General features: G+C 38.6%; 17 protein-coding genes and 1 tRNA gene. 17 read left to right on the top strand and 1 reads right to left on the bottom strand.

The features are described 5' to 3' along the window. Nucleotides 1–112 precede the first annotated feature (112 nt). The 13 genes from H344_RS0106485 (at nt 113) to H344_RS0106420 (ending at nt 16,992) form a co-directional block, all read left to right on the top strand. Nucleotides 113–1,573: a sulfatase-like hydrolase/transferase gene (locus tag H344_RS0106485; RefSeq protein ID WP_026809572.1), complete on the top strand. Its 1,461-nt coding sequence runs from the start codon at nt 113–115 to the stop codon at nt 1,571–1,573. Then, nucleotides 1,573–3,708, top strand: coding sequence for a GDSL-type esterase/lipase family protein (locus tag H344_RS21355; RefSeq protein WP_026809571.1), 2,136 nt, complete (start codon nt 1,573–1,575; stop codon nt 3,706–3,708). Before H344_RS0106485 ends, H344_RS21355 begins: the two co-directional genes overlap by 1 nt. A gap of 43 nt (nt 3,709–3,751) precedes the next feature. Beyond that, nucleotides 3,752–5,158 carry a sialate O-acetylesterase gene (locus H344_RS0106475; protein ID WP_026809570.1) on the top strand — a complete coding sequence of 469 codons (1,407 nt, stop codon included), beginning with the start codon at nt 3,752–3,754 and terminating at the stop codon, nt 5,156–5,158. An 11-nt stretch (nt 5,159–5,169) separates the two neighbouring features. Beyond that, complete coding sequence (locus H344_RS0106470) at nt 5,170–7,536, top strand: glycoside hydrolase family 95 protein (RefSeq protein WP_026809569.1); 2,367 nt, start codon at nt 5,170–5,172, stop codon at nt 7,534–7,536. 41 nt (nt 7,537–7,577) lie between these two features. Next, complete coding sequence (locus H344_RS0106465; protein WP_026809568.1) at nt 7,578–8,918, top strand: alpha-L-fucosidase; 1,341 nt, start codon at nt 7,578–7,580, stop codon at nt 8,916–8,918. Between the two features lie 522 nt (nt 8,919–9,440). Then, the gene (locus H344_RS0106455) at nt 9,441–10,355 is read left to right on the top strand and encodes an alkaline phosphatase (RefSeq protein WP_034256247.1); all 915 of its coding nucleotides are present in this window, start codon (nt 9,441–9,443) and stop codon (nt 10,353–10,355) included. Between the two features lie 12 nt (nt 10,356–10,367). Further along, nucleotides 10,368–11,933, top strand: a complete 1,566-nt coding sequence (locus H344_RS0106450; protein WP_026809566.1) for a sulfatase — start codon at nt 10,368–10,370, stop codon at nt 11,931–11,933. Nucleotides 11,934–11,938: 5 nt separating this feature from the next. Then, complete coding sequence (locus tag H344_RS0106445; protein ID WP_026809565.1) at nt 11,939–12,982, top strand: glycoside hydrolase family protein; 1,044 nt, start codon at nt 11,939–11,941, stop codon at nt 12,980–12,982. A gap of 17 nt (nt 12,983–12,999) precedes the next feature. Next, on the top strand, nt 13,000–13,782 hold the full coding sequence (locus tag H344_RS0106440) for an L-fucose dehydrogenase (RefSeq protein ID WP_026809564.1): 783 nt from the start codon (nt 13,000–13,002) through the stop codon (nt 13,780–13,782). Nucleotides 13,783–13,833: 51 nt separating this feature from the next. Continuing rightward, on the top strand, nt 13,834–15,147 hold the full coding sequence (fucP, locus tag H344_RS0106435) for an L-fucose:H+ symporter permease (RefSeq protein ID WP_026809563.1): 1,314 nt from the start codon (nt 13,834–13,836) through the stop codon (nt 15,145–15,147). Between the two features lie 122 nt (nt 15,148–15,269). After that, nucleotides 15,270–15,599 (top strand): L-rhamnose mutarotase, encoded by a 330-nt coding sequence (locus H344_RS0106430; RefSeq protein ID WP_026809562.1) that lies wholly within the window; start codon nt 15,270–15,272, stop codon nt 15,597–15,599. A 47-nt stretch (nt 15,600–15,646) separates the two neighbouring features. After that, nucleotides 15,647–16,807: an alpha-hydroxy acid oxidase gene (locus H344_RS0106425; protein WP_026809561.1), complete on the top strand. Its 1,161-nt coding sequence runs from the start codon at nt 15,647–15,649 to the stop codon at nt 16,805–16,807. Between the two features lie 113 nt (nt 16,808–16,920). After that, nucleotides 16,921–16,992: transfer RNA gene (locus tag H344_RS0106420), tRNA-Arg, on the top strand. Between the two features lie 299 nt (nt 16,993–17,291). Here H344_RS0106420 and H344_RS0106415 read toward each other — a convergent pair. Beyond that, nucleotides 17,292–18,173, bottom strand: coding sequence for an AraC family transcriptional regulator (locus tag H344_RS0106415; RefSeq protein ID WP_026809560.1), 882 nt, complete (start codon nt 18,171–18,173; stop codon nt 17,292–17,294). Between the two features lie 219 nt (nt 18,174–18,392). Between H344_RS0106415 and H344_RS0106410 the strand changes: the two genes are divergently transcribed. From H344_RS0106410 to H344_RS0106395, 4 genes are all read left to right on the top strand, one after another. After that, nucleotides 18,393–20,012 (top strand): fucose isomerase, encoded by a 1,620-nt coding sequence (locus tag H344_RS0106410; RefSeq protein WP_026809559.1) that lies wholly within the window; start codon nt 18,393–18,395, stop codon nt 20,010–20,012. 213 nt (nt 20,013–20,225) lie between these two features. Then, complete coding sequence (locus tag H344_RS0106405; protein WP_034256244.1) at nt 20,226–21,161, top strand: dihydrodipicolinate synthase family protein; 936 nt, start codon at nt 20,226–20,228, stop codon at nt 21,159–21,161. 39 nt (nt 21,162–21,200) lie between these two features. Next, complete coding sequence (locus tag H344_RS0106400; RefSeq protein ID WP_026809557.1) at nt 21,201–22,703, top strand: sodium:solute symporter; 1,503 nt, start codon at nt 21,201–21,203, stop codon at nt 22,701–22,703. After that, nucleotides 22,700–24,379, top strand: a complete 1,680-nt coding sequence (locus H344_RS0106395; RefSeq protein ID WP_026809556.1) for a ribulokinase — start codon at nt 22,700–22,702, stop codon at nt 24,377–24,379. Before H344_RS0106400 ends, H344_RS0106395 begins: the two co-directional genes overlap by 4 nt. The last annotated feature ends 252 nt before the right edge of the window (nt 24,380–24,631 follow it).

Raw genomic sequence — 24,631 nt, 5'->3', positions numbered from 1 at the left:
ATTTAGAAGTATTGCCCTCATAGGATTTGTATGAGGGCAATCTAAATTTAATAAAACTTGGTACGATGAAAATCGACCAATAAAAAAAGCATTCGCATAAACTCTATATGAAATGAGAAGGAATATATTCTCACTGCTTATTCTGTGTGCCCTCTTTTCCAACTGTAAACCAGATGGGAAAAAAGAGGTGACTCCAGAATTGGAGGAGCATAAAAAACCAAATATCATTTTTCTCTTTTCAGACGATCAGAGTTTTAAGGACGTGCATGCCTTAGGGAATAAAGAGGTTATAACTCCCACCATGGATAAGTTGGTGAAAGAAGGAACTACTTTTACCCATGCTTACAATATGGGCGGTTGGAATGGAGCCATTTGTGTTGCCTCTAGGGCAATGATCATTAGCGGTCGCTCTATATGGAGAGCACAACAGATTTCCGACCAATATACCAAGGACGAAGAAACCGAAAAAACTTGGCCTAAACTAATGCAGACTTCTGGTTATGATACCTATATGACCGGAAAATGGCATGTTAATGCAAAACCAAAGGACATTTTTAACCATGTGGGGCATGTACTCAGGGGAATGCCCTTTGATACGCCCGAAGGGTATAATAGACCGTTAAATGTCCATGATACGGTTTGGAAACCATGGAAAAAGGAATTTGGCGGATATTGGAAAGGAGGAAAACACTGGAGCGAACTAGTAAAGGAAGATGCGGTAGCTTTTTTAGATAGCGCGGCTAATAGAACGAATCCCTTCTTTATGTATGTCGCCTTTAATGCGCCACACGATCCTAGGCAGTCGCCAAAAGAATATGTAGAAATGTATCCCCTAGAGGATATAGCTGTTCCAAATAGTTTTCTACCGCAATATCCCTATGCGGAAACCATGGGAGCCGGACCAACGCTACGAGATGAGAAATTAGCGCCATTCCCAAGAACTGAATATTCGGTAAAAGTAAACCGACAAGAATATTACGCCATTACCACCCATTTAGACGATCAGTTAAAGGATATTTTGGAAGCCTTGGAAAGGAACGGTCAAATGGATAATACCTATATCATTTATACTTCAGACCACGGATTGGCCGTAGGTGAGCATGGCCTTATGGGGAAGCAGAGTATGTACGATCATAGTATTCGGGTTCCCTTAATGGTAGTTGGACCAGATATTCCAAAAGGGAAAAAAGTGGAAGCTGATGTGTACCTACAAGATGTAATGGCTACAGCACGGGATTTGGGAGGGGTAGAAAAGCCCGACTATGTAGAATTTAATAGCCTGATGAATTTGATAAGGGAAACGGAAGATACCGGCAATTATAACGCTATCTATGGTACTTATGAGAAAGGTTCTCAGCGCATGATCAGGAAAGATGGATATAAACTTATTGTGTATCCAAAATCGGAGGTAGTGCGACTTTATAACCTGGAAACTGATCCTGAGGAATTAAATGATATTGCAAAAGCACCTGAAAATGCTGCCTTAATAAAACAGCTTTTTGAGGAACTATTACTGCTTCAAGAAAAGATGGGCGATCAGCTCAATTTAAAGCCTATTTATAATTTATTGTAATGGGAAAAAACAAACTCGTAATATTGGTTTTAGGTTTTTTCCTATTTGTGGAAGCTTCTTGGGCGATGCTTCAAGAGCCAATCAAAATTGCTACTGTAGGAAATAGCATCACCTATGGATCTAAGGTAGCTAATAGGGAAAAGAATTCCTATCCCGCCCAATTACAGGAGTTATTGGGTGACTCTTACGAGGTTCGTAATTTTGGAGTAAGCGGAAGGACCCTTTTAAAAAAAGGGGATAGACCCTATTGGGAAACAGAGGCTTATTCCAATGCCTTGGAATTTAAACCAGACATTGTTTTTATAAAATTGGGCACCAACGATAGTAAACTTCAAAACAGGGTTTATTTAGAGGAATACGAATCCGATTATACCGATTTAATAGCAAGTTTTAAAGCAGTAAATGATAAAGTAAGGATAGTAATACTATTGCCATTACCTGCATTTACATCCGACACTACTAATATTTGGAATCCAATTATAAAAAATAAAATTATTCCTAAGGCTCGTTCAGTTGCCTACAAGACCAAATCCGAAGTGTTGGATCTGTATCAACTTTTTATAGACCAACCCCAATTATTACCAGATATGGTGCACCCTTCCTCATTAGGGGCTACAGTGATTGCAAAGCGACTTTATGAAACTGTGATGCTGCAAGAAAGCAAACCCATAACTATTTTTGAATCCGACGATATAAAAAATAATGAAACCGTAAACTTTCACGGATACCCACAAACCAATTTTGAATATAAGGGAATCCCTTCTAAAGTAGTACAACCTAAAAAAGTTGCCGCCGGGAGACCTTGGGTGTTGAGAGCAAGATTCTGGGGGCATGAACCTCAAACGGATATTGCTTTACTGGAAAGAGGTTTTCATATTGCTTACTATGATGTTGCCAATTTGTTTGGCGGTCCCGAAGCGGTTAAACGTTGGGATGATTTTTATGAGTTAATGACCCAAGCTGGACTTCCCAAAAAAGTAGTGCTGGAGGGGATGAGTAGAGGTGGATTAATCGTTTATAATTGGGCGGAGAAGAATCCTGAAAAAGTGGCAGCGGTATATGCCGATGCTCCCGTTCTTGATGGAAAAAGCTGGCCTGGTGGGTTGGGTAAGGGCAAAGGGAGTGCCTCAGATTGGGAAGCATTTAAAAAAGTGTATTACTTAAAGAGTGATAAGGATATATCCAATTTTAAAGGCAACCCCATTCATAAGATAAAAACTATTGCTAAAGGGGGGTATCCTATGATGCACGTTTGTGGTGCTTCAGATGAGGTGGTTCCCGTGGCAGAAAATACCAAACTATTTGAAGAAGGCATTAAAGCACATGGGGGTGTAATAGAAGCCATATACAAAGAAGGAATTGGACATCATCCACATAGTTTGGAAAACCCCAGTCCGATAGTCGATTTTATCCTTAGAGCAACGAATCAAAAAGTAAATTTTGCTGCTATCCCCTCTCCTTCGGCGGAATATAGATCGGCCGCAGGTTGGATAGAAGGAAAAGACTGGTGGGCACAGGCTAAAGATATTGATTCGCTATGCCAAGCCACAAAAGAAACCGACCTACTGCTAATTGGGAACTCCATTACGCAAGGTTGGGGTGGAAATAGACCCAATGTTACCTATGCTCCAGGAAAGGAAGCCGCAGCACTTTATTTTAAGGATTTAAACTGGATCGGTGCCGGAATTTCTGGAGATAGGACCCAACACGTTCTATACCGTATTAAAAATGGGAACTATGAGGCTGCAAATCCTAAGGTTGTTGTATTGGCGATCGGTGTAAATAATTTTGGAGAAAATACAGCGGAAGAGATCGCAGGAGGGATTCAAAAGATCTTAATGATAGCAAAAGAAAAATTTGCTCCCTCTACAAAAGTCATCCTGTTAGGACCCTTGCCTACCGGCTTAAATCCGAAAACGGATAGAAGAGTAAAATACAATAAAATTCATTCTCTTATAAAGAACTTAGGAAATCAAAAAACGATTTACTATTACAATGTAATCGACGAGTTTTCGGATAATAATGGGTTCTTGAGAGCGGATTTATATGCTAAAGATGGAATTCATTTACTACCTGAAGGATATAAAGTGTTGGGGAGAATCATTAGTGAAAGCTTTAATTCAATTATCGATTAAAAAAATTTGGTAACATTGGTTATCTGTAATAAAATATAAACGAATGAAAAAGTTATTAGGTTTACTGCTTTTGCTTATTACCACTAATATGTATGGAGAGATTTGGCTCCCCTCCATATTATCAGACAATATGGTGCTGCAACAGCAATCTGATGTAACTATTTGGGGCTGGACTACTGCTACCAGTGAGGAGATTACCGTATATGGCACTTGGAACAATAAAAAGATAACCACTAAAGCCCATCAAGGAGTGTGGACCGTTCAATTGCCAACCCCAGAGGCAGGAGGAGCTTATAAAGTAATAGTAGAAGGTCATGAAAAACTGGAAATAAGCAATGTTTTAATAGGTGAAGTGTGGTTGGGGTCTGGCCAAAGTAATATGCAATGGACGCCCAAACAAGGATTGGAGAACGCGGAGGAAGAAATAAAAAATGCCAATTACCCGGAAATCCGCTTTTTTCAGGTAGCACAACAAATATCAGCCTCCCCGCAAGATCAATTAAGAGGGGAATGGGTGGTTTGTAAACCAGAGACTATGCAAAACTTTAGTTCCGTAGCATACTTTTTTGGTAGAGAATTACATCGTGAATTATCGGTTCCCGTGGGACTAATTAATTCCAGTTGGGGAGGAACACCCGTAGAAGTTTGGATGAAAAAAGAATTGATTACCGAGGATGCGGAATTAACCAAAGCTGCAAGTAAACTAAGGGAGGTTGCCTGGTGGCCCAATGATCCTGGTTATGCTTATAATGCCATGATTCATCCTATTACAAAATTCAATATTGTAGGTTTTATATGGTATCAAGGAGAATCTAATAGAGTTAATCCAGATTCCTACTATAAATCATTTCGTTCAATGATAAAATCGTGGAGAGCGGAATGGGGTAAGAACCTTCCTTTTTATTTTGTACAGATTGCTCCATATAAGTATGATGATCCCAAGGCTACAGACGCTGCTCATGTGCGAGATGCGCAATTATATACCATGCAAAATGTAGCTAATACCGGTATGGTGGTCACCAATGATATTGGAAATTTAGATAACATCCACCCTATTAACAAACAAGATGTTGGATACCGATTAGCACAATGGGCTTTAGCAAAAACCTATGGAAATCAAGAATTGGTGTATTCAGGTCCCGTTTATAAGTCCATGGAAATAAAGAAAAAGGAAATTGTGCTTAGTTTTGACTTTGCAGAAAATGGGTTGATAAAAAAAGGAAAGGAATTGGTTGAGTTTTATATCGCAGGAGAAGATAAAGTGTTTTATCCAGCGAAGGCTAAAATTAACGACAATAACATAAGTGTGTCATCCAAAAAAGTAGAAGAACCAAAGGCGGTTAGATTTGCCTTTACGAACGGGGCGATACCAAACCTTTACAATTCGGCCGGATTACCCGCTTCTGCATTTAGAACCGATGATTGGGAATTAGAAAAAACAATTAAATAATCAAATAAAGAATGAATCAGATTAAGACGCTTGTACTAACATTAGTTGGGTTAATATTTTACTGCTGTCAGACTCAGGAAAAGGTTTTGCCTTCCAACGAGATATGGTATGCACAACCAGCGGCCAAATGGATGGAGGCTTTACCCGTTGGTAATGGTAGATTGGGAGCAATGGTTTTTGGGGATCCGAATAATGAGCGTATTCAGCTAAATGAAGATTCTATGTGGCCCGGTGGTCCAGATTGGGGAGACTCCAAAGGAACTCCAGAGGACTTAGAGCATTTTAGAAAATTGCTAAGGGAAGGAAAACCACATGAAGTAGATGCTACCTACATGGACAAGTTTTCCTATAAAACAGTGGTAAGATCACACCAAACTATGGGCGATCTTTTTATCGATTTTAAAGGGAAAAAGAATGTAGAGAACTACAAAAGATCTTTAGACCTAAATAATGCCTTGGCAGAAGTAAGCTATACTAGTAACGGAGCTGAATATTCTGAGAAAGTATTTTCTTCTAATGCAGATGACGTTATGGTAATTTATCTGAGCACTACAGCTGCAGAGGGTATGGATTTTGACTTAAAGTTAGATCGACCACAAGATCACGGTCATAAAACGGTAACTACTTCTAACCCTTCAGACAAAGAAATTAGTATGCTAGGAATGGTGACCCAATACGGAGGGAAAAAAGAATCTAAACCTTTTGAGATCAATTACGGTGTAAAATTTGAAACTCGACTAAAAGTTAAAAATACCTCAGGGGAAGTAAGTGCCAATAATGGAACTTTAAGCCTAAAAGGGGTAAAAGAAGCTACTATTTACCTTGTGGCTAATACATCTTTTTATTCGGACGATTATAAAGTTAAAAATACTGAAACGCTAGAAAGCGTGGAGGGGAAGACCTTTTCAAACCTTTTAAACAGGCATATTGAAGATTATACTTCCTTGTATAACCGAGTTACTTTAGACCTAGGAGGTAAGGAGCTAGATTCCCTACCTACAGATGTAAGGTTACAGAGAATTAAAGATGGTAACGATGACCCCGATTTAGCCGCTAAATTGTTTCACTATGGTCGTTATTTGCTAATATCGTCTTCTAGACCAGGAACTAATCCTGCTAATCTACAAGGGATTTGGAACAATCATTTAGAGGCGCCATGGAATGCAGATTACCATCTTAACATCAACTTGCAAATGAATTATTGGCCGGCTGAGGTGACTAATCTCTCAGAATTGCACATGCCCTTGTTCGATCTTGGGGACCGCTTGTTAGAAAGAGGAAGAGCTACGGCTAAGCAACAATATGGAATTAATCGTGGAGCAGTTATGCATCACGCAACAGACTTATGGGCAACCCCATGGATGCGTGCAGAAAGAGCCTATTGGGGCGCATGGATTCACGGTGGTGGATGGCTAGCCCAACATTATTGGGAACATTATAAATTTACGGAGGATGAGGAGTTTCTTCAAAAACGTGCCTATCCATACTTAAAAGGGATAAGCGAGTTTTATTTGGACTGGTTGCAAAAAGATGAAAGCAGTGATAAATGGATTTCTTACCCAGAAGCCTCCCCAGAGAATTCTTATTACGCAGCAGATGGAAAGCCTGCCGCTATGACCACCGGATCTGCTATGGGACATCAAATTATAGCTGAAGCATTTGGAAATACCTTGGCAGCTGCAGAAGTATTGCAGATAGAGGATGACTTTATAAAAGAAGTGAAAGCGAAATTGGATGGTCTCTACCCTGGAGTTAAGATTGGAAAAGATGGTCGGATTTTGGAATGGAATGAAGAATATGAAGAGCCAGAAAAAGGGCATCGTCATATGTCTCACCTCTATGCGCTTCACCCTGGTGTTGCTATCACCTCAAAAGATAAGGAGGCTTTTGCAGCAGCTCAGAAAACAATCGACTTCCGTTTGCAGCACGGGGGTGCAGGTACAGGATGGAGTAGAGCCTGGATGATTAATTTTAATGCCCGATTATTGGATGCTGCATCTGCAGAAGAAAATATTAATAAGTTTATGCAGATTTCCGTTGCGGATAATTTGTTTGATGAGCATCCGCCATTTCAAATAGATGGTAATTTTGGATATACCGCCGCAGTAGCAGAATTGCTATTGCAATCCCATGAAGGGTTTTTAAGATTACTGCCTGCATTACCGCAAAATTGGGGTACGGGGAGTATCACTGGTTTGATAGCGCGTGGTAATATTGAAGTTGATTTGGAATGGAAAAATGGTCAACTGGAAAGAGTGGGCCTAAAGTCCAAAAAGAATACAGAGGTTAAATTGGTGTACGGTAATACAAATGCCAATGTAATTCTGAAAAAAGACCAAAAGGTTTGGTTAAATTCGGAGCTTAAAAAAATCGATTAATCCCCTAATGGGAGAACTATATTAAAATTACTTATTTACACATGAAGAAACTGATAACTTCTATTTTTTTATTGGCCATTAGTTCAAATTTTGCCCAAGAACAAGCCCAAGGAAACCTTTCCCAAAATGAGGAAAAAATGGAATGGTTTAAAGATGCCAAATTGGGGATTTTTATCCACTGGGGGTTATATGCCGTTAATGGTATAGATGAATCTTGGTCCTTTTTTAATGGGTATATCTCTCATAAAGATTACCTAAAACAAACTAAGGGATTTACGGCCAAGAAATATGATCCAACCGCTTGGGTAGATCTTATAAAAAAGAGTGGGGCCAAATATTCGGTCATCACCTCTAAACACCACGATGGATTTGCATTGTGGGATACAAAATTTGGCGACTTTAATGCGGTTAAAGGAGCATCTTCTAAAAAAGATGTACTAACCCCCTTTGTTTCCGAGCTTAGAAAGAACAATTTAAAAGTGGGGATTTATTATTCTTTGCCAGATTGGTCCTATGCTGATTATACCCACTTTACCCGGGATTCTATGCGATACAAAATTGCTGATGAACCTAAAAGATGGGACAAATTCTTAAAATACTATCAGGGGCAACTAAAAGAACTTTCTGATACCTATAATCCAGATTTATATTGGTTTGATGGGGATTGGGAACATAGCTCAGAAGAATGGCAGGCACCAAAAGTGCGACAGATGCTATTAGATAGGAATCCAAATACCATTCTTAATTCACGATTAAATGATCAGGGGGACTACGCTACCCCAGAGCAAGGAATGCCTATTACGAGGCCAGAGAATAAATTCTGGGAATTGTGCCTTACTATGAACGACTCCTGGGGTTATCAAAAAAATGACCACAATTATAAGACTACGGACCAGATTATTGGCACTTTTGCCGATGTCATTAGTAATGGCGGTAACCTCCTGCTAGATATAGGTCCTAAAGGTGATGGAACAATTCCAGAAGAGCAAGTGGCTATTTTAGAAGGATTAGGAAGATGGACCAATAAGCATAAAGAGGCCATTTACGGTACTCGTTCAGGTATTCCCAAAGAGCATTTTTATGGGCCTACCACCTTGTCTAAGGATCAAACTATTCTGTATTTATTCGTGAAAGGTAATCCAGGCGGAGAAGTAGTTTTGCGCGGACTTAAAAATAATATCAATCGTATTTGGGTAGTTGGTGAAGGCACTAAACTATCCCATCAGGTGATAGGGAAAGTATATTGGAGTCATTATCCAGGTATAAAGTATATTAAGTTGCCCGAACATGTGTTGGATGAAAACATGACAGTAATTGCTGTATTGTTAGACGGTAAGGTGGATCTTTACCGTGAAGACGGAGCTGTGATAGAGAGTAATTAAAGTAGTGCGACTTCAAAAGTTCGTTTATAGAAAAAGTAGTTGAAGTTTTTAGTCTTAGCGAAGCAGATTTCCTTATCCGCAGAATAGTGGTCGAAAGCTCCGAGATCAGGAGCGGAGGAACGTAGCGACGCGGAGTTTCGGACATGGTTTTTCGACCTTGTTGTCGAAAAAATTCATTAGGACCGAACGGAAAATGCAACGATTTGCATTAAAAGTGAGGGGCCAGTTGGCGCGCTGGCTTTCGCTACGGCTGGCTCCTCTAAACCAAGGTGGACCGTACCTTAGTTTATCGGCCCTGTTCGTTTCTTTTGGGCGAGCAAAAGAAATGAAAGGCGGACAAAAGAGGTAGATTGCTTTATGCTTAGATGTAAATAAAATGACAACAAGAGGCTAAATAGAGCTCATTAGAGAATTACAATGTTGACTTTTGAGATGTATTATCTAGTGTTTGGAGTCAATTATAGATAAGTACTAAATTGGATATAGAGAAACTGAAAAATTAAAAATAATATAACCAAACCAATGAATCATTTACTAAAAAATATAGCGGTAGCTACAACCTTATTTGCCGTTCTAATTTCGTGTAAAAGCAGTCAATCTGCAGTAGAGCAAAAGCCCCTAGCAAAACACGTTATTTTAATCGGGTCCGATGGATTTGGTGCCTATGCTTTTGAGAAGGCCAAACTTCCAAACCTACGAAAGTTGATGGCGGGCGGAGCCTATTCCTTACAGGCAAGATCGGTATTGCCATCTTCTAGCGCCGTAAACTGGGCTTCTATGATTATGGGGTCAGGTCCAGAATTACATGGGTATACAGAATGGGGAAGCAAGACCCCAGAGTTGCCGTCTAGAATTATAGGAAAAGGTGATATTTACCCTACTATCTTTAGTTTGGTTGATGAACAGATGCCATCTGCCAAAAAAGGAGTTTCCTATACTTGGGGCGGAATTGGCTATTTGTTTGAAAAAAACATGGTAGATCTGGATTTTAATGGAAGAACAGATGATGAGACGATTGAAAAAGCGATGGATTTTCATTTAGGTGATAAGGCGACGCTTACCTTTATACATCTAACCCATCCAGATAATGAAGGTCATGAGATTGGGCATGGAACGCCCGAATATTATGCTGCAATAGAAAAGGTAGATGCTCAGGTAGGAGAAATTTTGGCATCCGTAGAGAAGGCGGGGATGATGGACGATACCCTAATTATTTTTAGCTCCGATCATGGAGGAATTGGAAAAGGCCATGGAGGGAAAACCTTGGCTGAGGTAGAAATTCCTTGGATAATCTATGGAGCTAATATTCCTGCTAAAGGAAAATTAAATTCAAGTATAGTCACCTATGATACGGCAGCTACTATTGCACATGCTCTTGGATTAAAAACTCCCGATTTTTGGAGAGGTAAACCAGTGTTAGAGGCGTTTAGCAATTAAAAAAGAAATTAAATGAATAGCGGTAAACTACTAATTGCCTTTTTTGGGTCGTTCTTATTGGTTGGATGTAAAGAAAAGCCAAAGGAGAAATCTGAAATGGAAACTGCCCAACCCAATATCGTACTGTTTTTTGTGGACGATATGGGGTGGCAAGATACCTCTGTTCCTTTTTGGACAGAGAGGACTCCCTACAACGACTTGTATCAAACTCCAAATATGGAGCGCTTGGCAGATGAGGGGATGAAATTTACCCAAGCTTATGCTACAGCAGTTTGTACTCCAACACGGGTTAGTTTAATGACAGGGATGAATGCTGCCAGACATAGGGTAACCAATTGGACGCTGCGAAAGGATCAATTGCAGCCCATGGAAACCAATCATAAGACCTTATCCTTTCCGGAATGGAATGTAAACGGAATGAGTCCGGTAGAGGGCATTAATAAAGCGGTTTACGCTACTCCAATGCCACAGTTATTGCAAGAAGCGGGCTACTTTACCATTCATGCAGGGAAAGCGCATTTAGGGGCTATTGGTACTCCCGGAGAGGATCCCCTAAACCTAGGTTTTGATGTAAATATTGCAGGTCACGCTGCGGGTGCACCAGAGAGTTATTTGGGTACGGAGAATTTTGGAAACGGAAAAAAAGGCAAGGAAGTATGGGCAGTTCCCGGATTGGAAAAATACCACGGTGAAGATATTTTTCTTACCGAGGCTATTACTGTGGAAGCCATGGAGGCTATGGATGCTGCAATTGAGAAAAATCAACCTTTCTTTTTAAACATGTCGCATTATGCGGTTCATATTCCGATAATGGCGGACGACCGATTTGTGCAAAAATACTACGACAAGGGGCTAGATACCATCGAGGCAAAATATGCTTCCCTAGTAGAGGGAATGGATAAGAGCTTGGGGGATATTATGGATTTCCTAGAAGATAAAGGTCAGACAGACAATACCATCATCCTTTTTATGTCCGATAACGGCGGATTAAGTGTACACGCTAGAGGGGGAGAAAGAAACACCCATAATAAACCACTTAATAGCGGGAAGGGATCTGCCTATGAAGGGGGAATCCGTGAACCAATGTTGGTGAAATGGCCTGGGAGAACAGCTCCCAATTCGGTTACCGATAATCAAGTTATCATCGAAGATTTTTATCCTACTATTTTAGAAATGGCAGGCGTAAAAAACTACAAAACGGTACAGGCCGTTGATGGAGTTAGTTTTGTTCCAACTTTAGAAAATAAGAATAACAATTTTGAAGACCGACCTCTCTTTTGGCATTATCCCAATGAATGGGGGCCATCTGGACCGGGAATAGGAGCTTCTAGTACTACTCGCGTAGGAGATTATAAACTAATCTATTACTATATGGATAGTAGAATGGAACTCTTTAATCTAAAAGACGATATTGGGGAAACCAAAAATTTAGTGGAGGAGGAGCCTGAAAAAACAAAGGAATTGGCAAAAATTCTGTCCGATTATTTGCGTGAAGTGGAGGCGCAAATACCAGCTAAAAAAGAATCAGGGGAGCAAATTCCCTACCCAGATGAGGTTTTAAATATAAATAATAAATAAGACGGATGGCATTTAGATTATTCTGGATATGTTGCTTTTATCTTTTCTTGGGCTTTACTCAAGAAAAGGAGGATGATCTTAAGCTAAATGGTCTTTTTAAGCGGATTTCTGAAGATAATATTTTTAAGACAGCCGGATATTACAATTGGGGAAGTTCAATAATAAAGGAAAGCGATGGCAAATATCATTTATTTTATTCCCGTTGGAAAAAAGAATATGGATTTACAGGATGGTTAACTCATTCAGAAATTGCCCACGCCACCAGTAATACACCCGCTGGGCCGTGGAAATATAAAGAAACGGTGCTTAAAGGGAGGGGTGTTGGTTATTGGGATGGAGTTACAGCACACAATCCTAAAATTAAATATTTTGAAGGTAAATTCTATTTGTACTATATAGCTACAAATATGGGAGGTAAAGAATATACTGAAAATGAACTGGTGGAGATAGCCAAGGTAGGGTATAACCATACTAACTGGAAGATACTGCGACCAAATCAAAGAACGGGAGTGGCAGTATCAAATTCACTAAATGGCCCATGGAATAGAATGGAGAAACCTTTAGTGGAGCCAGCAGGCCCTATTACAACCCTTACAGTTAATCCTGCAATCGACAGGGGTAAGGATGGTAAGTATTATTTGGTTGTAAAGGGTGATAAACCAAATGATAAAAATTTTGTCCGCAACCAAGCTGTAGCGATATCGGATCGTCCTATTGGACCTTTTGCGATACAGGAGAAACCAGTAATAGATTACATGGATACTGAAGATATGTCGATATGGTTTGATGAAAACCGTAATCGGTTTTATGGTGTTTTTCACGCTCACAACTATGTTGGTTTGCTAACCTCCGAAAATGGCTTGGATTGGCAAAAAGCCAATAACTTTGTGGTAATGGAAAAGAATATCGAGAGAAATGATGGAACCTCGATAATTCCAGATAGAATGGAACGCCCCTTTATCTATCACGAGGACGGGTTGCCAAAAGTGTTAACCCTAGCGATAAAAAAAGGGGATGAATCCTATTCTGTATTTATTCCCATAGAATAAAATTTTAAATTATAATAATGGATTTACAACTTAAGGATAAAGTAATACTAGTAACAGGTGGTTCCAAGGGAATTGGTCACGGAATAAGTGTTCTACTCGCTAAAGAGGGGGCTATTCCTGTTATTATTGGAAGAGATAAGAAGAGTGTTTTAGAAGCGGTTGTGGAGATTGAAAAAGAAGGGGGCAAGGCCTATTATGCCTTGGCTGAGCTTACAGATCCGGAACAATGTAAATTAGCGGTAGAACGTACCATAGAGCGGTTTGGTAGAATAGACGGCCTAGTGAATAATGCAGGTGTTAATGATAACGTTAGTTTAGAAAATGGAAATTATGAGGATTTTCTGCGCTCTATAAATCGGACCCTTACTCATTATTATCTGATGGCCCATTACGTTCTGCCAGAACTTAAAAAGACCGAAGGTGCCATTGTAAACATTGGTTCCAAAACTTCTGTTACCGGACAGGGGGGGACTTCGGGTTACGCCGCAGCTAATGGGGGCCGTAATGCATTAACAAGAGAATGGGCGGTAGAACTGCTTCCATATAATATTCGTGTAAATGCGGTTATTGTTGCTGAATGCTATACACCATTATATGACAGGTGGATTAAAACCTTTGATAACCCAGAAGAAAAATTAAAAAGTATTACCGATAATATTCCGTTAGGGAAAAGAATGACTACCTCAGAGGAGATTGCTAGTACCGTGGCCTTTTTGCTTTCCAAGAGATCTAGTCATACCACTGGGCAATTACTCTTTGTAGATGGGGGATATACCCATTTAGACCGAGCAATATCATAAAACTGAATACGTAATTAAAAATAGAAGTAAAATATAACATTCAATAATCTAATGAAAGACCAAAAGCCACCAGTAGTATCTAAAAAGGTGATTATTCCATTTATTTTAATCACTTCCTTATTTGCCCTTTGGGGTTTTGCCAATGCAGTAACCGATCCCATGGTACAAGCCTTCAAGAAAGTTTTGGAACTCTCCAATTCCCAGGCTGCTTGGGTGCAAATGGCATTTTACGGAGGGTATTTCTGTATGGCTCTGCCGGCAGCTTTATTTGTTCGTAAATACTCGTATAAAGTGGGTGTATTAATTGGACTGGCCCTCTATGCAGCTGGAGCATTGTTATTTTATCCAGCAGCTATAACGGAGCAGTTTTGGTTTTTCTGTTTGGGACTGTATATACTCACCTTTGGATTGGCATTCTTAGAAACTACTGCTAATCCATATATTTTGGCAATGGGAGCGCCAGAAACGGCTACTCAGCGTTTAAACTTAGCCCAGGCCTTTAATCCGGTGGGACTTCTATTGGGATTATTGGTTGCACAACAATTTGTGCTTAAGAGACTTCAGTCGGTGGAATACGATGATTTCTCGGTACTTTCAGAAGCGAAAAAAGCGATGATCCGTACATCGGACCTTATGGCGATTCGTAATCCCTATGTAATATTAGGATTGGTAATCTTAGCTATATTCTTCCTAATCCTTGTTAGTAAAATGCCACAAGCCAAAGAAGAAGGGGGCATTCCTAGTTTAAAGGATACTTTTAACGGATTGGCAAAAAATAAGAAATATGTATTGGGAGTGGTCTCACAAATTTTATATGTGGGAGCCCAAATTATGTGTTGGACCTATATCTACCAATATGCAGAGGCCATAGGAATGTCTAGTGAAGATGCTGCTAACTATCAGATACTCGCCTTTATACTATTTCTAGTGGGTAGAGCTATTGGTACCTATATGTTACGTTTCATGAGTCCAGGGAAATTGCTGATGTACTTTGCAATAAGTGCTGCATTATGTGCCCTAGGAGCCATATATATAGAAGGTATCATAGGCCTGTATAGTTTAGTTGGAATTACCTTATTTATGTCTGTGATGTTCCCAACAATTTATGGAGTAGCACTTACTGGTCTTAATGAAGAAGAATCCAAAATTGGAGCAGCAGGTTTAGTTATGGCTATTGTTGGTGGTGCTTTAATGCCTAAACTACAGGGGATGATTATAGATTTAGGTGGTAATGAAGTAGACGATATTAGAATTGCAGGGGTTACAGAGGTTAACTTTTCCTTTATCCTTCCATTCTTGTGTTTTGTCTTTATAGCTTGGTATGGATTACGCGTATTTAAAAAGTACGAAACAGAGTTGGTGTAAAGTATAGTTATAACGTCTAAAATAAAAGATATGAAATGCGCCATAACAATTAAGTTGATACTAACCGAAATGTTTAATGGCGAATTACATCTGACCAATAAAAAACAATAAAATTTAAACAGATGAAAAGATATTGCTTAGCCTTAGATCTTAAGGACGACCCTGAGTTGATTAAGGCATATGACGATTACCATAAGGAAGTTTGGCCAGAGATACTACAAAGTATTAAGGAATCTGGAATACAGGATATGCAGATTTATAGGGTAGGGAATCGGATGTTTATGATTATTGATGCCGATGAAAGTTTCTCTTTCGAAAAGAAGGCGAAAATAGATGCGAAGTACCCCGAAAATGAAAAATGGGAGGAATTAATGTGGAAATACCAACAGGCATTGCCTTTTGCAAAACCAGGTGAAAAGTGGATACTAATGGAAAAGGTTTTCCAATTGTAAGTCCAGTTAAAGAAGAATAAGTAAACACATCATAGGATATAAGCGTTATGCAGCAAAAAAAGAAAGAGATAAAAATCAATACCAAATACCCTTCCGTAACCGATTTAAGGAATAGGGCAAAAGAAAGGATTCCAAAATTTGCTTTCGAATATTTGGATGGGGGCTGTAACGAGGATGTAAACTTGCATAAAAATACCTCCGAAATTAGGGAAGTGGAGCTTTTGCCTTACTATTTAAGTAAGCATACGGGCTCTAGTATGAAAACAGAGCTGTTTGGACACACTTACGACGCTCCTTTTGGTATTGCACCTGTAGGCTTACAGGGACTTATGTGGCCTAACTCTCCAGAAATATTGGCAAAAGCCGCTTTTGAGCATAACATTCCCTTTATCCTGAGTACCGTAAGTACCAGTAGTATAGAGCGAATTAGTGAGATTACCGAGGGTAAGTCTTGGTTTCAGCTATACCATCCTACGGAAGATAGTGTTAGAGATGATATTATTAAAAGGGCCGAGGCTGCAGAATGCCCTGTCCTAGTTATTTTGGCCGATGTACCTACTTTTGGGTTTAGGCCACGAGACATAAGAAACGGACTGGCCATGCCGCCAAAAATGTCTGTTAAGAACATCCTTCAAGTGTTAGGGAAACCTAGTTGGGCAATGAATACCCTAAAATACGGTCAACCTAATTTTGAGACCTTAAGGCCGTATATGCCTAAGGGGCTCGACTTAGCGCAGTTAGGGAAATTTATGGACCAGACTTTTACGGGTAGATTAAACGAAGAGAAAATAAAACCCATCCGCGATATGTGGAAAGGAAAATTGGTGATAAAAGGTGTGGCTAATGAGGCAGATGCAGAGCGATGCATTAAGTTGGGATTAGATGGGATTATCGTTTCTAACCATGGGGGTAGGCAGTTAGATGCTGGGGAATCTACTATAAAACCCTTGGTGAGAATAGCCGAAAAATACGGAAATCAAATAAAAGTAATGATGGATAGTGGTCTAAGAGGCGGTCCAGATATTGCTAGAACTTTGGCTAGTGGAGCAGAATTTACCTTCTTGGGGCGTTCCTTTATGTACGGAGTGGCTGCATTAGGAAAAGAAGGAGGAGATCACACTATTTCTCTCTTAAAAACAGAACTGCAACAGGTAATGGAGCAGGTATGCTGTGAGGAAGTAAAAGATTTTCCTAATCATCTTCTATAGACAGATGGTTTTTTAAAACGATAAATTATTGAAAACATTAAAGCATCTAATTCTATTTTTTGGCAAATAAACTTTATTTTTGCACCCGCAGTTTTATATTATAGACTGCAAATGGCCTCATAGTTCAACGGATAGAATAGAAGTTTCCTAAACTTTAGATCCAAGTTCGATTCTTGGTGAGGTCACGAACAAACGTGTGAAGCACGACAAGCGTAACTTGCGAATCGAGGCATGTCCTGAGGCGAGTCGAATGGGATTCTTGGGGAGGTCATTAATTGACTTATAAGTTCGAATGTTTTATTATAAAATATTCGGACTTTTAGTTTCTTATCTATTACTGGGAAGTAAGCATTTCAATTCACAGATCATCGAAATTTTTCACTGCTACTATCCTATTCCGTAGGCACTTTATTTTTTGCCTTACAACAACAACAACAACATTTTTAGACTTTTATGGATTTACTCTAATTTAAATAATGTGGTTCTATAGATAAGGGGTGGAGTAATATTTCTTCTTGTACGCAAAAGGTGTCATTCCAGTAATCTTTTTGAAATGCTTATAAAAATTAGAAACGTTATTAAAGCCACATTCGTAGCAGATCATTTCTATGGGTAGTTTATCTTCAAGTAGAGCTCTACATGCATTTGATATCCGTATTTCAATCAAGAATTCAAAAAAAGTTTTATTAGTCTTAGCCTTAAAATATCTGCAAAAACTAGAAATGCTTAGGTGTGCTAATGATGCTATTTTCTCCAAACTAACTTCCTCCTTATAATTTGCAAGGACATAAGTATAAATTTTTTCTAATCTTTGCATTTCTGAGATATTTACTAAATGGCTATTTGCATAGCCAGGCGAGATAGTCCCATATTCGGTAGTTGTTCCTAAGATTTTAAGTGCTTCTAGAAAATGAATAACCCTTTCTAATTGAGTGGCTTTAGTAATTTTCATTAAGATATCAATAAGTCTTTCTCTAGTATTTCCGTGTAAAATCATTCCCTTTTTTGCTTTTTCAAATAAAGTAGAAATGGACTGGGTTTCTGGTAATTTGAAAAAATCCTCCCCAAAACAAGTAGGTAAAAATTGAATAACAACAGCTTCCACCTCAATATTATCTTGTCCTTGGAAATATTCATCTGTGCATCTCCAAGTGTGAGGTAGGTTTTCTCCCAAAAAAATGAGGTCGCCATCTGTAAAGCTGCTTACAGAATCTCCTATATATTGTGTGCCTTGGCCTTTAATAATATAATGTAATTCTAATTCTGGATGGAAATGCCATAGTGTACCAAAATTTGATTTCCTATCATGTCTAACACTAAATGAACTCTCAGACGTAGTTGGTATGTTGTAAAAATGTGGTTTCACTTCGCTTTATTTAAATTGATCGCTTGCTTGAAAGCAATTTAAAAATTTTGAGTATATATTTTATCATAATGTAAGTGATTGTATTCAATTGACAATATATAGAGCTATTTTAATCTTGTTTTGATAAGATAGTATAAGTTATTGGCAAAATCTAACAATTAACGAATGGCAATTCCGCCTAAGTTTGTTGTGTATCTAAGTAAACTCAAAATCAAAAAGATGGATAATCGAAAAAAAATACTACTAGTTTCTAGCGGAGATTTGCGTTTAGATGCCAATCAAGTAGGGTGGGAATTCCAAACAATAATGGAGCAACAACTTGAAGCATCCTTGTCAGACTTAGGCTATCAACTTAAGCGGGGACATGCTTTTGATTCGGAAAAACAACATGGTTTTATAGATTCTCAAAAGATGGGGATGGAGGTCTTTAAAAACCTTGATTCCAATCTTCCAATAATAGTTGCTGAAAGTGTATGGCAGTATTCTCATCATGTTTTACCAGGATTAATGACCCATAAAGGTCCAATATTGACTTTGGCCAATTGGGAAGGGTTATCTTCTGGTTTAGTGGGAATGCTAAACTTAAATGGATCTTTAACTAAAGCAGAAGTGGAATATAGCACGCTGTGGAGTCACGATTTTAAGGATGAATATTTTAAAACAAAATTGCATGAATGGCTAAAAACGGGAACGATTAGCCATGATGACTCTCATGTTACCTCCTTTGAAACTCTAAAAATTAATGGTGATATAAAGGAGAAGTCTGAGCGGTTTGCAACTGAGTTTTTTCATGGGAAATCAATCATGGGAATTTTCGATGAAGGTTGCATGGGTATGTTCAATGCCATTGTTCCAGATAAACTCCTTAATCGATTAGGTATATTTAAAGAGCGCTTGAGTCAATCTGCACTTTATGCAGAAATGTTAAAAGTGGGCGATTCGGAAGCAACAGATGTATTGAATTGGCTACTTAATAAAGGTATGCGTTTCAACTGGGGTACCAATCCGGATACAGAGCTCACTAAAGAACAAACATTAGAGCAATGTAAAATGTACATAGCCGCAATTAGAATTGCTGACCAATATGGTTGTGACACTATTGGAATTCAATATCAACAAGGTTTAAAAGATTTGGTAGCTGCCAGTGATTTGGTAGAAGGTTTATTAAACAATGAAGACCGTCCCCCAGTTTTTGACTCTGCCAATAAAGAGCTTTATGCCAAAAACTCTATTCCTCATTTTAATGAAGTTGATGAGTGCGCTGGAATTGATGCATTGATTACTACTAGACTCTGGAAAGAACTTGGTCTTTCTCCTGAAACTACGCTACATGATATCCGATGGGGAGAAGAATGTCTTGTTGATGGAAAATTGGAATTTGTATGGGTCTTTTTGATTTCTGGAGCTGCTCCTCCTGCTCATTTTATTGGAGGCTATGCTGGTGCAAGTAGTGAAAGACAACCCCCCATGTATTTCAAAAAAGGAGGCGGAAGTCTTAAAGGGATTAGCAAGCCTGGTTTTATTGTATGGAGCAGAATTTTTATACAAGAAGACGAGCTTCACTGCGACTTAGGAATAGGAGAGGTAGTGTCTTTATCAGAAGAAGAAACCAATAGAAGGTGGGAGAATACCACTCCGGCATGGCCCATTATGCACGCCGTATTGCCGGGAATTTCTAAAAACCAAATGATGGGGAGACATAAAGCCAACCATATTCAAGTGGTTTACGCAGATTCAAAGGAGAGCGCGATTAATGCTGCCAAGTTTAAGGCGTCCGTGTTTAATTCTCTAGGTATCAATACTTCGATATGTGGTGATTTTCCTGAGGTAACTAAATAAAAGTGATAAGGATGCCTAAATTTTAGCAGGTTTTCAGCGTGATATTCATCTCTGCTGTAATAAATGAGAAAGATCACGTGCATTACTGTCAGTGGACAATTTTGTTGTCTAAATAATAATAAGAACTGATCTAATTCTGAGCGTACATTCGCTTTTAACAGAGTGGAGGATGTTAAATACCTACAAATCTTACAAATCTTTTAAATTTATAAAATGAACTTAAAAATTAATGATAATTTACCCTTAAGAGGTATAGTGCCTCCAATGATAACTCCTTTGAATTTTGATGGATCATTAGATTTAGATTGTGTAAAGAAACTGATTGAACACCTAATTTCAGGGGGCGTTCATGGAATATTTATCCTTGGAACTACAGGGGAGTTTTCAGGACTGAGTTATAAAATCCGTAAGGAGTTAATAAGTGCGACCTGCGATATAGTAGCTGGAAGGATCCCAGTTTTAGTTGGAATCACGGATGTTTCTTTAGAAGAAAGTATTCAATTGGCTAATTATTCCGCAAAAGCTGGGGCGTATGCAGTAGTTGCGGCGCCTCCATTCTATATGAATATTGACCAGCAGGAAATGTACACTTATTTTAACCAGTTAGCAGATTCAATATCCTTGCCCATGTTCCTGTACAATATGCCTTCTCATACCAAACTTAATATAGAATTGGATACTGCAATTAGGCTTTCTTCACACGAACGTATCATTGGGTTAAAGGACAGTTCAGCACATTCTGTTTATTTTCAATCATTGTGCCATTTCTTTAAAGATCAAGAAGATTTTGTGCTTATGGTAGGTCCAGAAGAAATGATGGTGGAGACCGTATTAATGGGTGGCCATGGAGGCGTTTGTGGTGGTGCAAATGTGTTTCCTAGGCTGTACGTGGACTTGTATGAAGCTGCCATTAGGAATGATTTTGAAATGATAAAAAGTCTTCAAGCAATTGTAATGGAAATCAGTAAAAATATATATCAGTTGGGTGGTTATAAATCAAGTTATTTAAAGGGATTGAAAACAACTCTTTCCTTTGCGGGACTTTGCCAAGCACATTTTGCTCCTCCCATATATCCATTTTCGACCATAGAAGTAGAAGAATTGAAAAAAAGATATTTTCAAATTAGCGATAAGATGAGTATATATTAATTCCAAATTGTCAAAACCAACTATAACATACCCTAATCAATGGATTTACCAATTATAGATTTAATCGTTTTTTTTGTTTACATGGCTGCCATAGTGGTGTTTGGTATTTCTTTTTCATTTAGAAAAAGGACTTCCTTGGAATATACCACAGGAGGAGGGAGACTTCCAAGTTGGGCAATAGGAATGTCCATCTTCGCCACTTTTGTGAGTAGTATAAGTTTTTTGGCACTGCCTGGCAATGCTTATCTGTCTAACTGGAACGGGTTTGTATTTAGTTTATCTATACCTTTTGCGGCTTGGATTGCTGTTAAATATTTTGTTCCACTTTATAGAAATTTAAAAAACGAATCTGCATATTATTACCTGGAAACAAGATTTGGATCTTGGGCAAGAATTTATGCGTCAATTTGTTATTTATTAACCCAACTAGCAAGAATGGGAGCTATAATGTATTTGTTGGCACTACCTATGAATGCACTTTTTGGATGGAGCATTCCTGTTATTATCATTTGCACTGGAATTAGTGTTATAGTTTATGCAATGTTAGGCGGAATAGAAGCAGTAATTTGGACGGATGCCATTCAGGGGATAATCTTGATTGCAGGAGCCTTGTTATGTCTTTTCGTGATTTTGTTCTCCATGCCTAATGGACCTGAAGAAGTAATTACTATAGCCGCAGAAGCAGATAAATTTAGTTTGGGGAGTTTTAAATTTAATTTTGTAGAGTCCACCTTTTGGATGATTCTGATTTATGGACTGTTTATTAACTTGCAGAATTTTGGGATAGATCAAAGTTATATTCAACGTTATATAAGTGCGAAAACTGAAAAGGAGGCAGTAAAGTCTACATGGTTGGGAAGCTTGCTGTATGTGCCTGTTTCTCTTCTGTTTTTCTTCATAGGAACCGCGCTATTCTCCTATTATCAGGTTTTCCCGGATTTATTACCTTCAGAATTACATTTGGCGCAAAATGCAGATAAGGTCTTCCCTTATTTCATTGTATCGGGTCTTCCCAAAGGAGTTACCGGAATTTTAATCGCATCTATTTTTGCAGCGGGTATGAGTACGGTTTCGACAAGTATAAATAGCTCGGCAACGGTATTTCTGTCAGATCATTATAGAAAATATATTCACAAAAACGCTAACGAAAAACAATCAATGAGAGTTTTATTGATCAGTTCATTTATAATGGGCGGATTAAGTATTGTAGTGGGTTTAGCATTTAATGGAGTAACAAGTGCCCTAGAAGCTTGGTGGGCATTATCCTCTATATTTAGTGGCGGAATATTAGGATTGTTTTTGTTAGGTTTTGTGGTGAGAAAAACGCCTAGTAAAGCTGCAGCAATCGGTGTTCTTTGTGGAGTTGTTGTAATCGGATGGATGAGCCTCTCACCAATTGTTTTAGGGGGGACAGATTTTGAGGGTTTCCAAAATAGACTTCATACTAATTTAACAATAGTAATGGGTACACTTACAATATTTATAGTCGGATTTCTTTTGACTCACTTCATTTATAACAAGAAAAAAAGTATTGAAATATGAGATATGTGATCGGGCTGGATTATGGGACAGATTCTGTGCGAGCAATTTTGGTGCGCTGCACCGATGGGGAAATATTAGAAAAATCAGTTTTTGTTTATCCGCGTTGGAAAAAAGGGCTTTACTGTGATCCGGAGAAAAACTTGTACAGACAACATCCACTAGACCATTTAGAGGGCTTGCAATTTACAATTTCAGAGTTAGTGAAAAATTCTAAAATTTACTCAAAGGAGATAAAAGCAATCTGTGTAGATACCACAGGTTCATCACCCATGCCAGTAAATAAGGATGGAGTCTCTTTGGCGCTCTTACCTGAATTTAAAGACAACCCCAATGCTATGATGATTCTGTGGAAAGATCATACTTCTATTAAAGAAGCGACAGAGATCACCAAATTAGCTGAAAATTGGGGAGGAGAAAATTTCACCAAATATTCAGGAGGTATCTATTCTTCAGAATGGTTTTGGTCAAAAATTCTTTCTATACACCGAAAAGATAAAGAAATATCCAAGGCGGCATTTTCTTGGATGGAGCACTGTGATTATGTAACAGGAGTACTCACTGGATTGGATTTAGAAAATTTAAAAAGAAGTAGATGCGCAGCCGGCCATAAAGCACTTTGGCATAAGGACTGGGATGGGTTGCCACCTAAGGAGTTCCTGTCTAAACTAGACATTACGCTGGGATCGCTCCGTGATAACTTATATTCTAAAACCTATACCTCTGATATGCCTGCTGGTTATATAAGTAAGGAATGGGCAGCAAAACTAGGATTATCAGATAATACAATTATCGCGGTCGGAACTATAGATGCACATGCAGGGGCTGTAGGTGCTGGAATAAAAGAGAATGCTTTGGTAAAAGTAGTAGGTACTTCCACCTGTGATATGTTAATAGCTTCAAAAGATTCTTTAGGTAAGAAACTTGTAAGTGGAATATGTGGGCAGGTAGATGGTTCAATTTTACCTGGATTTTTTGGACTGGAAGCTGGACAATCAGCGTTTGGAGACGTTTTGGCCTGGTTTGCACAACTAGTTTTAACTGCGTCAGTTTCACTAATTAAAGAGAGTCAACTCCTAGATCACAACACCAAAAAAGCATTAACGCAAGAGCTCATGGATTCCATGATTATTCAGTTGTCCAAGGAGGCATCCGAATTGTCAGTAGAGGACAGTACAGTTGTTTCACTAGATTGGATAAATGGACGTAGATCTCCTTATGTGAATGAATCGCTACAGGGAGCAATTATGGGACTTAAAATGGGAACACAATCCGCCCATATTTTCAAAAGCTTGGTTGAGTCATTATGCTTTGGCTCTAGGAGAATTATTGATCGATTTGAAGAAGAGGGAATACATATTGAAGAGGTGATCGCTATTGGAGGGGTAGCAAATAAATCCAAATTAGTAATGCAGACCATGGCAGATATTCTAGGTCGTTCTATTAAGATTACTGCTTCTACCCAAACGCCCGCTTTGGGAGCCGCAATGTATGCTGCTGTTGCCTCCGGTGTTTATCAGACTATGGATGAAGCAATTAATAATATGGGGCCTGGATTTGATGAAGTGTATGAGCCGGACCTAAAGAATAAGAAGATTTATGATGCAAAATATCTATTGTATCAGCGATTAGGGGAATTAGAAGAAGGATTTAACCCTAGAATTGATTGCACTTCCTAAATCTCTCAATATAAAATGTATGGTGGATAGGTTACATATAAAAGGGCATAATCAGGAAGAGTGCATTAGCATCTATTTTAATCCAAAATGGAATATTTTTTCAAACTACTTGTGTATTAATTAGTAGTAATAGATGGAGTGTTACTAATATCATATTGAAAGTTTTAGAATAGTTTAAATGAGATAAAGGGATGTTTGCGCTCTAAAACTATCATATTGATAATTAAAATCAATTATTATTTTGATTATAAT

Source organism: Arenibacter latericius DSM 15913, assembly GCF_000424985.1.
Lineage (GTDB): Bacteria > Bacteroidota > Bacteroidia > Flavobacteriales > Flavobacteriaceae > Arenibacter > Arenibacter latericius.
The sequence above is the reverse complement of the archived record's forward strand: the minus strand, read 5'-3'. Positions and strand labels throughout refer to the sequence as shown.

Bases quoted from the DNA above. Each gene is read 5' to 3' on its own strand.
- H344_RS0106485 (WP_026809572.1), top strand. From the start codon at position 113: ATGAGAAGGAATATATTCTCACTGCTTATTCTGTGTGCCCTCTTTTCC.
- H344_RS21355 (WP_026809571.1), top strand. From the start codon at position 1,573: ATGGGAAAAAACAAACTCGTAATATTGGTTTTAGGTTTTTTCCTATTT.
- H344_RS0106475 (WP_026809570.1), top strand. From the start codon at position 3,752: ATGAAAAAGTTATTAGGTTTACTGCTTTTGCTTATTACCACTAATATG.
- H344_RS0106470 (WP_026809569.1), top strand. From the start codon at position 5,170: ATGAATCAGATTAAGACGCTTGTACTAACATTAGTTGGGTTAATATTT.
- H344_RS0106465 (WP_026809568.1), top strand. From the start codon at position 7,578: ATGAAGAAACTGATAACTTCTATTTTTTTATTGGCCATTAGTTCAAAT.
- H344_RS0106455 (WP_034256247.1), top strand. From the start codon at position 9,441: ATGAATCATTTACTAAAAAATATAGCGGTAGCTACAACCTTATTTGCC.
- H344_RS0106450 (WP_026809566.1), top strand. From the start codon at position 10,368: ATGAATAGCGGTAAACTACTAATTGCCTTTTTTGGGTCGTTCTTATTG.
- H344_RS0106445 (WP_026809565.1), top strand. From the start codon at position 11,939: ATGGCATTTAGATTATTCTGGATATGTTGCTTTTATCTTTTCTTGGGC.
- H344_RS0106440 (WP_026809564.1), top strand. From the start codon at position 13,000: ATGGATTTACAACTTAAGGATAAAGTAATACTAGTAACAGGTGGTTCC.
- fucP (WP_026809563.1), top strand. From the start codon at position 13,834: ATGAAAGACCAAAAGCCACCAGTAGTATCTAAAAAGGTGATTATTCCA.
- H344_RS0106430 (WP_026809562.1), top strand. From the start codon at position 15,270: ATGAAAAGATATTGCTTAGCCTTAGATCTTAAGGACGACCCTGAGTTG.
- H344_RS0106425 (WP_026809561.1), top strand. From the start codon at position 15,647: ATGCAGCAAAAAAAGAAAGAGATAAAAATCAATACCAAATACCCTTCC.
- H344_RS0106410 (WP_026809559.1), top strand. From the start codon at position 18,393: ATGGATAATCGAAAAAAAATACTACTAGTTTCTAGCGGAGATTTGCGT.
- H344_RS0106405 (WP_034256244.1), top strand. From the start codon at position 20,226: ATGAACTTAAAAATTAATGATAATTTACCCTTAAGAGGTATAGTGCCT.
- H344_RS0106400 (WP_026809557.1), top strand. From the start codon at position 21,201: ATGGATTTACCAATTATAGATTTAATCGTTTTTTTTGTTTACATGGCT.
- H344_RS0106395 (WP_026809556.1), top strand. From the start codon at position 22,700: ATGAGATATGTGATCGGGCTGGATTATGGGACAGATTCTGTGCGAGCA.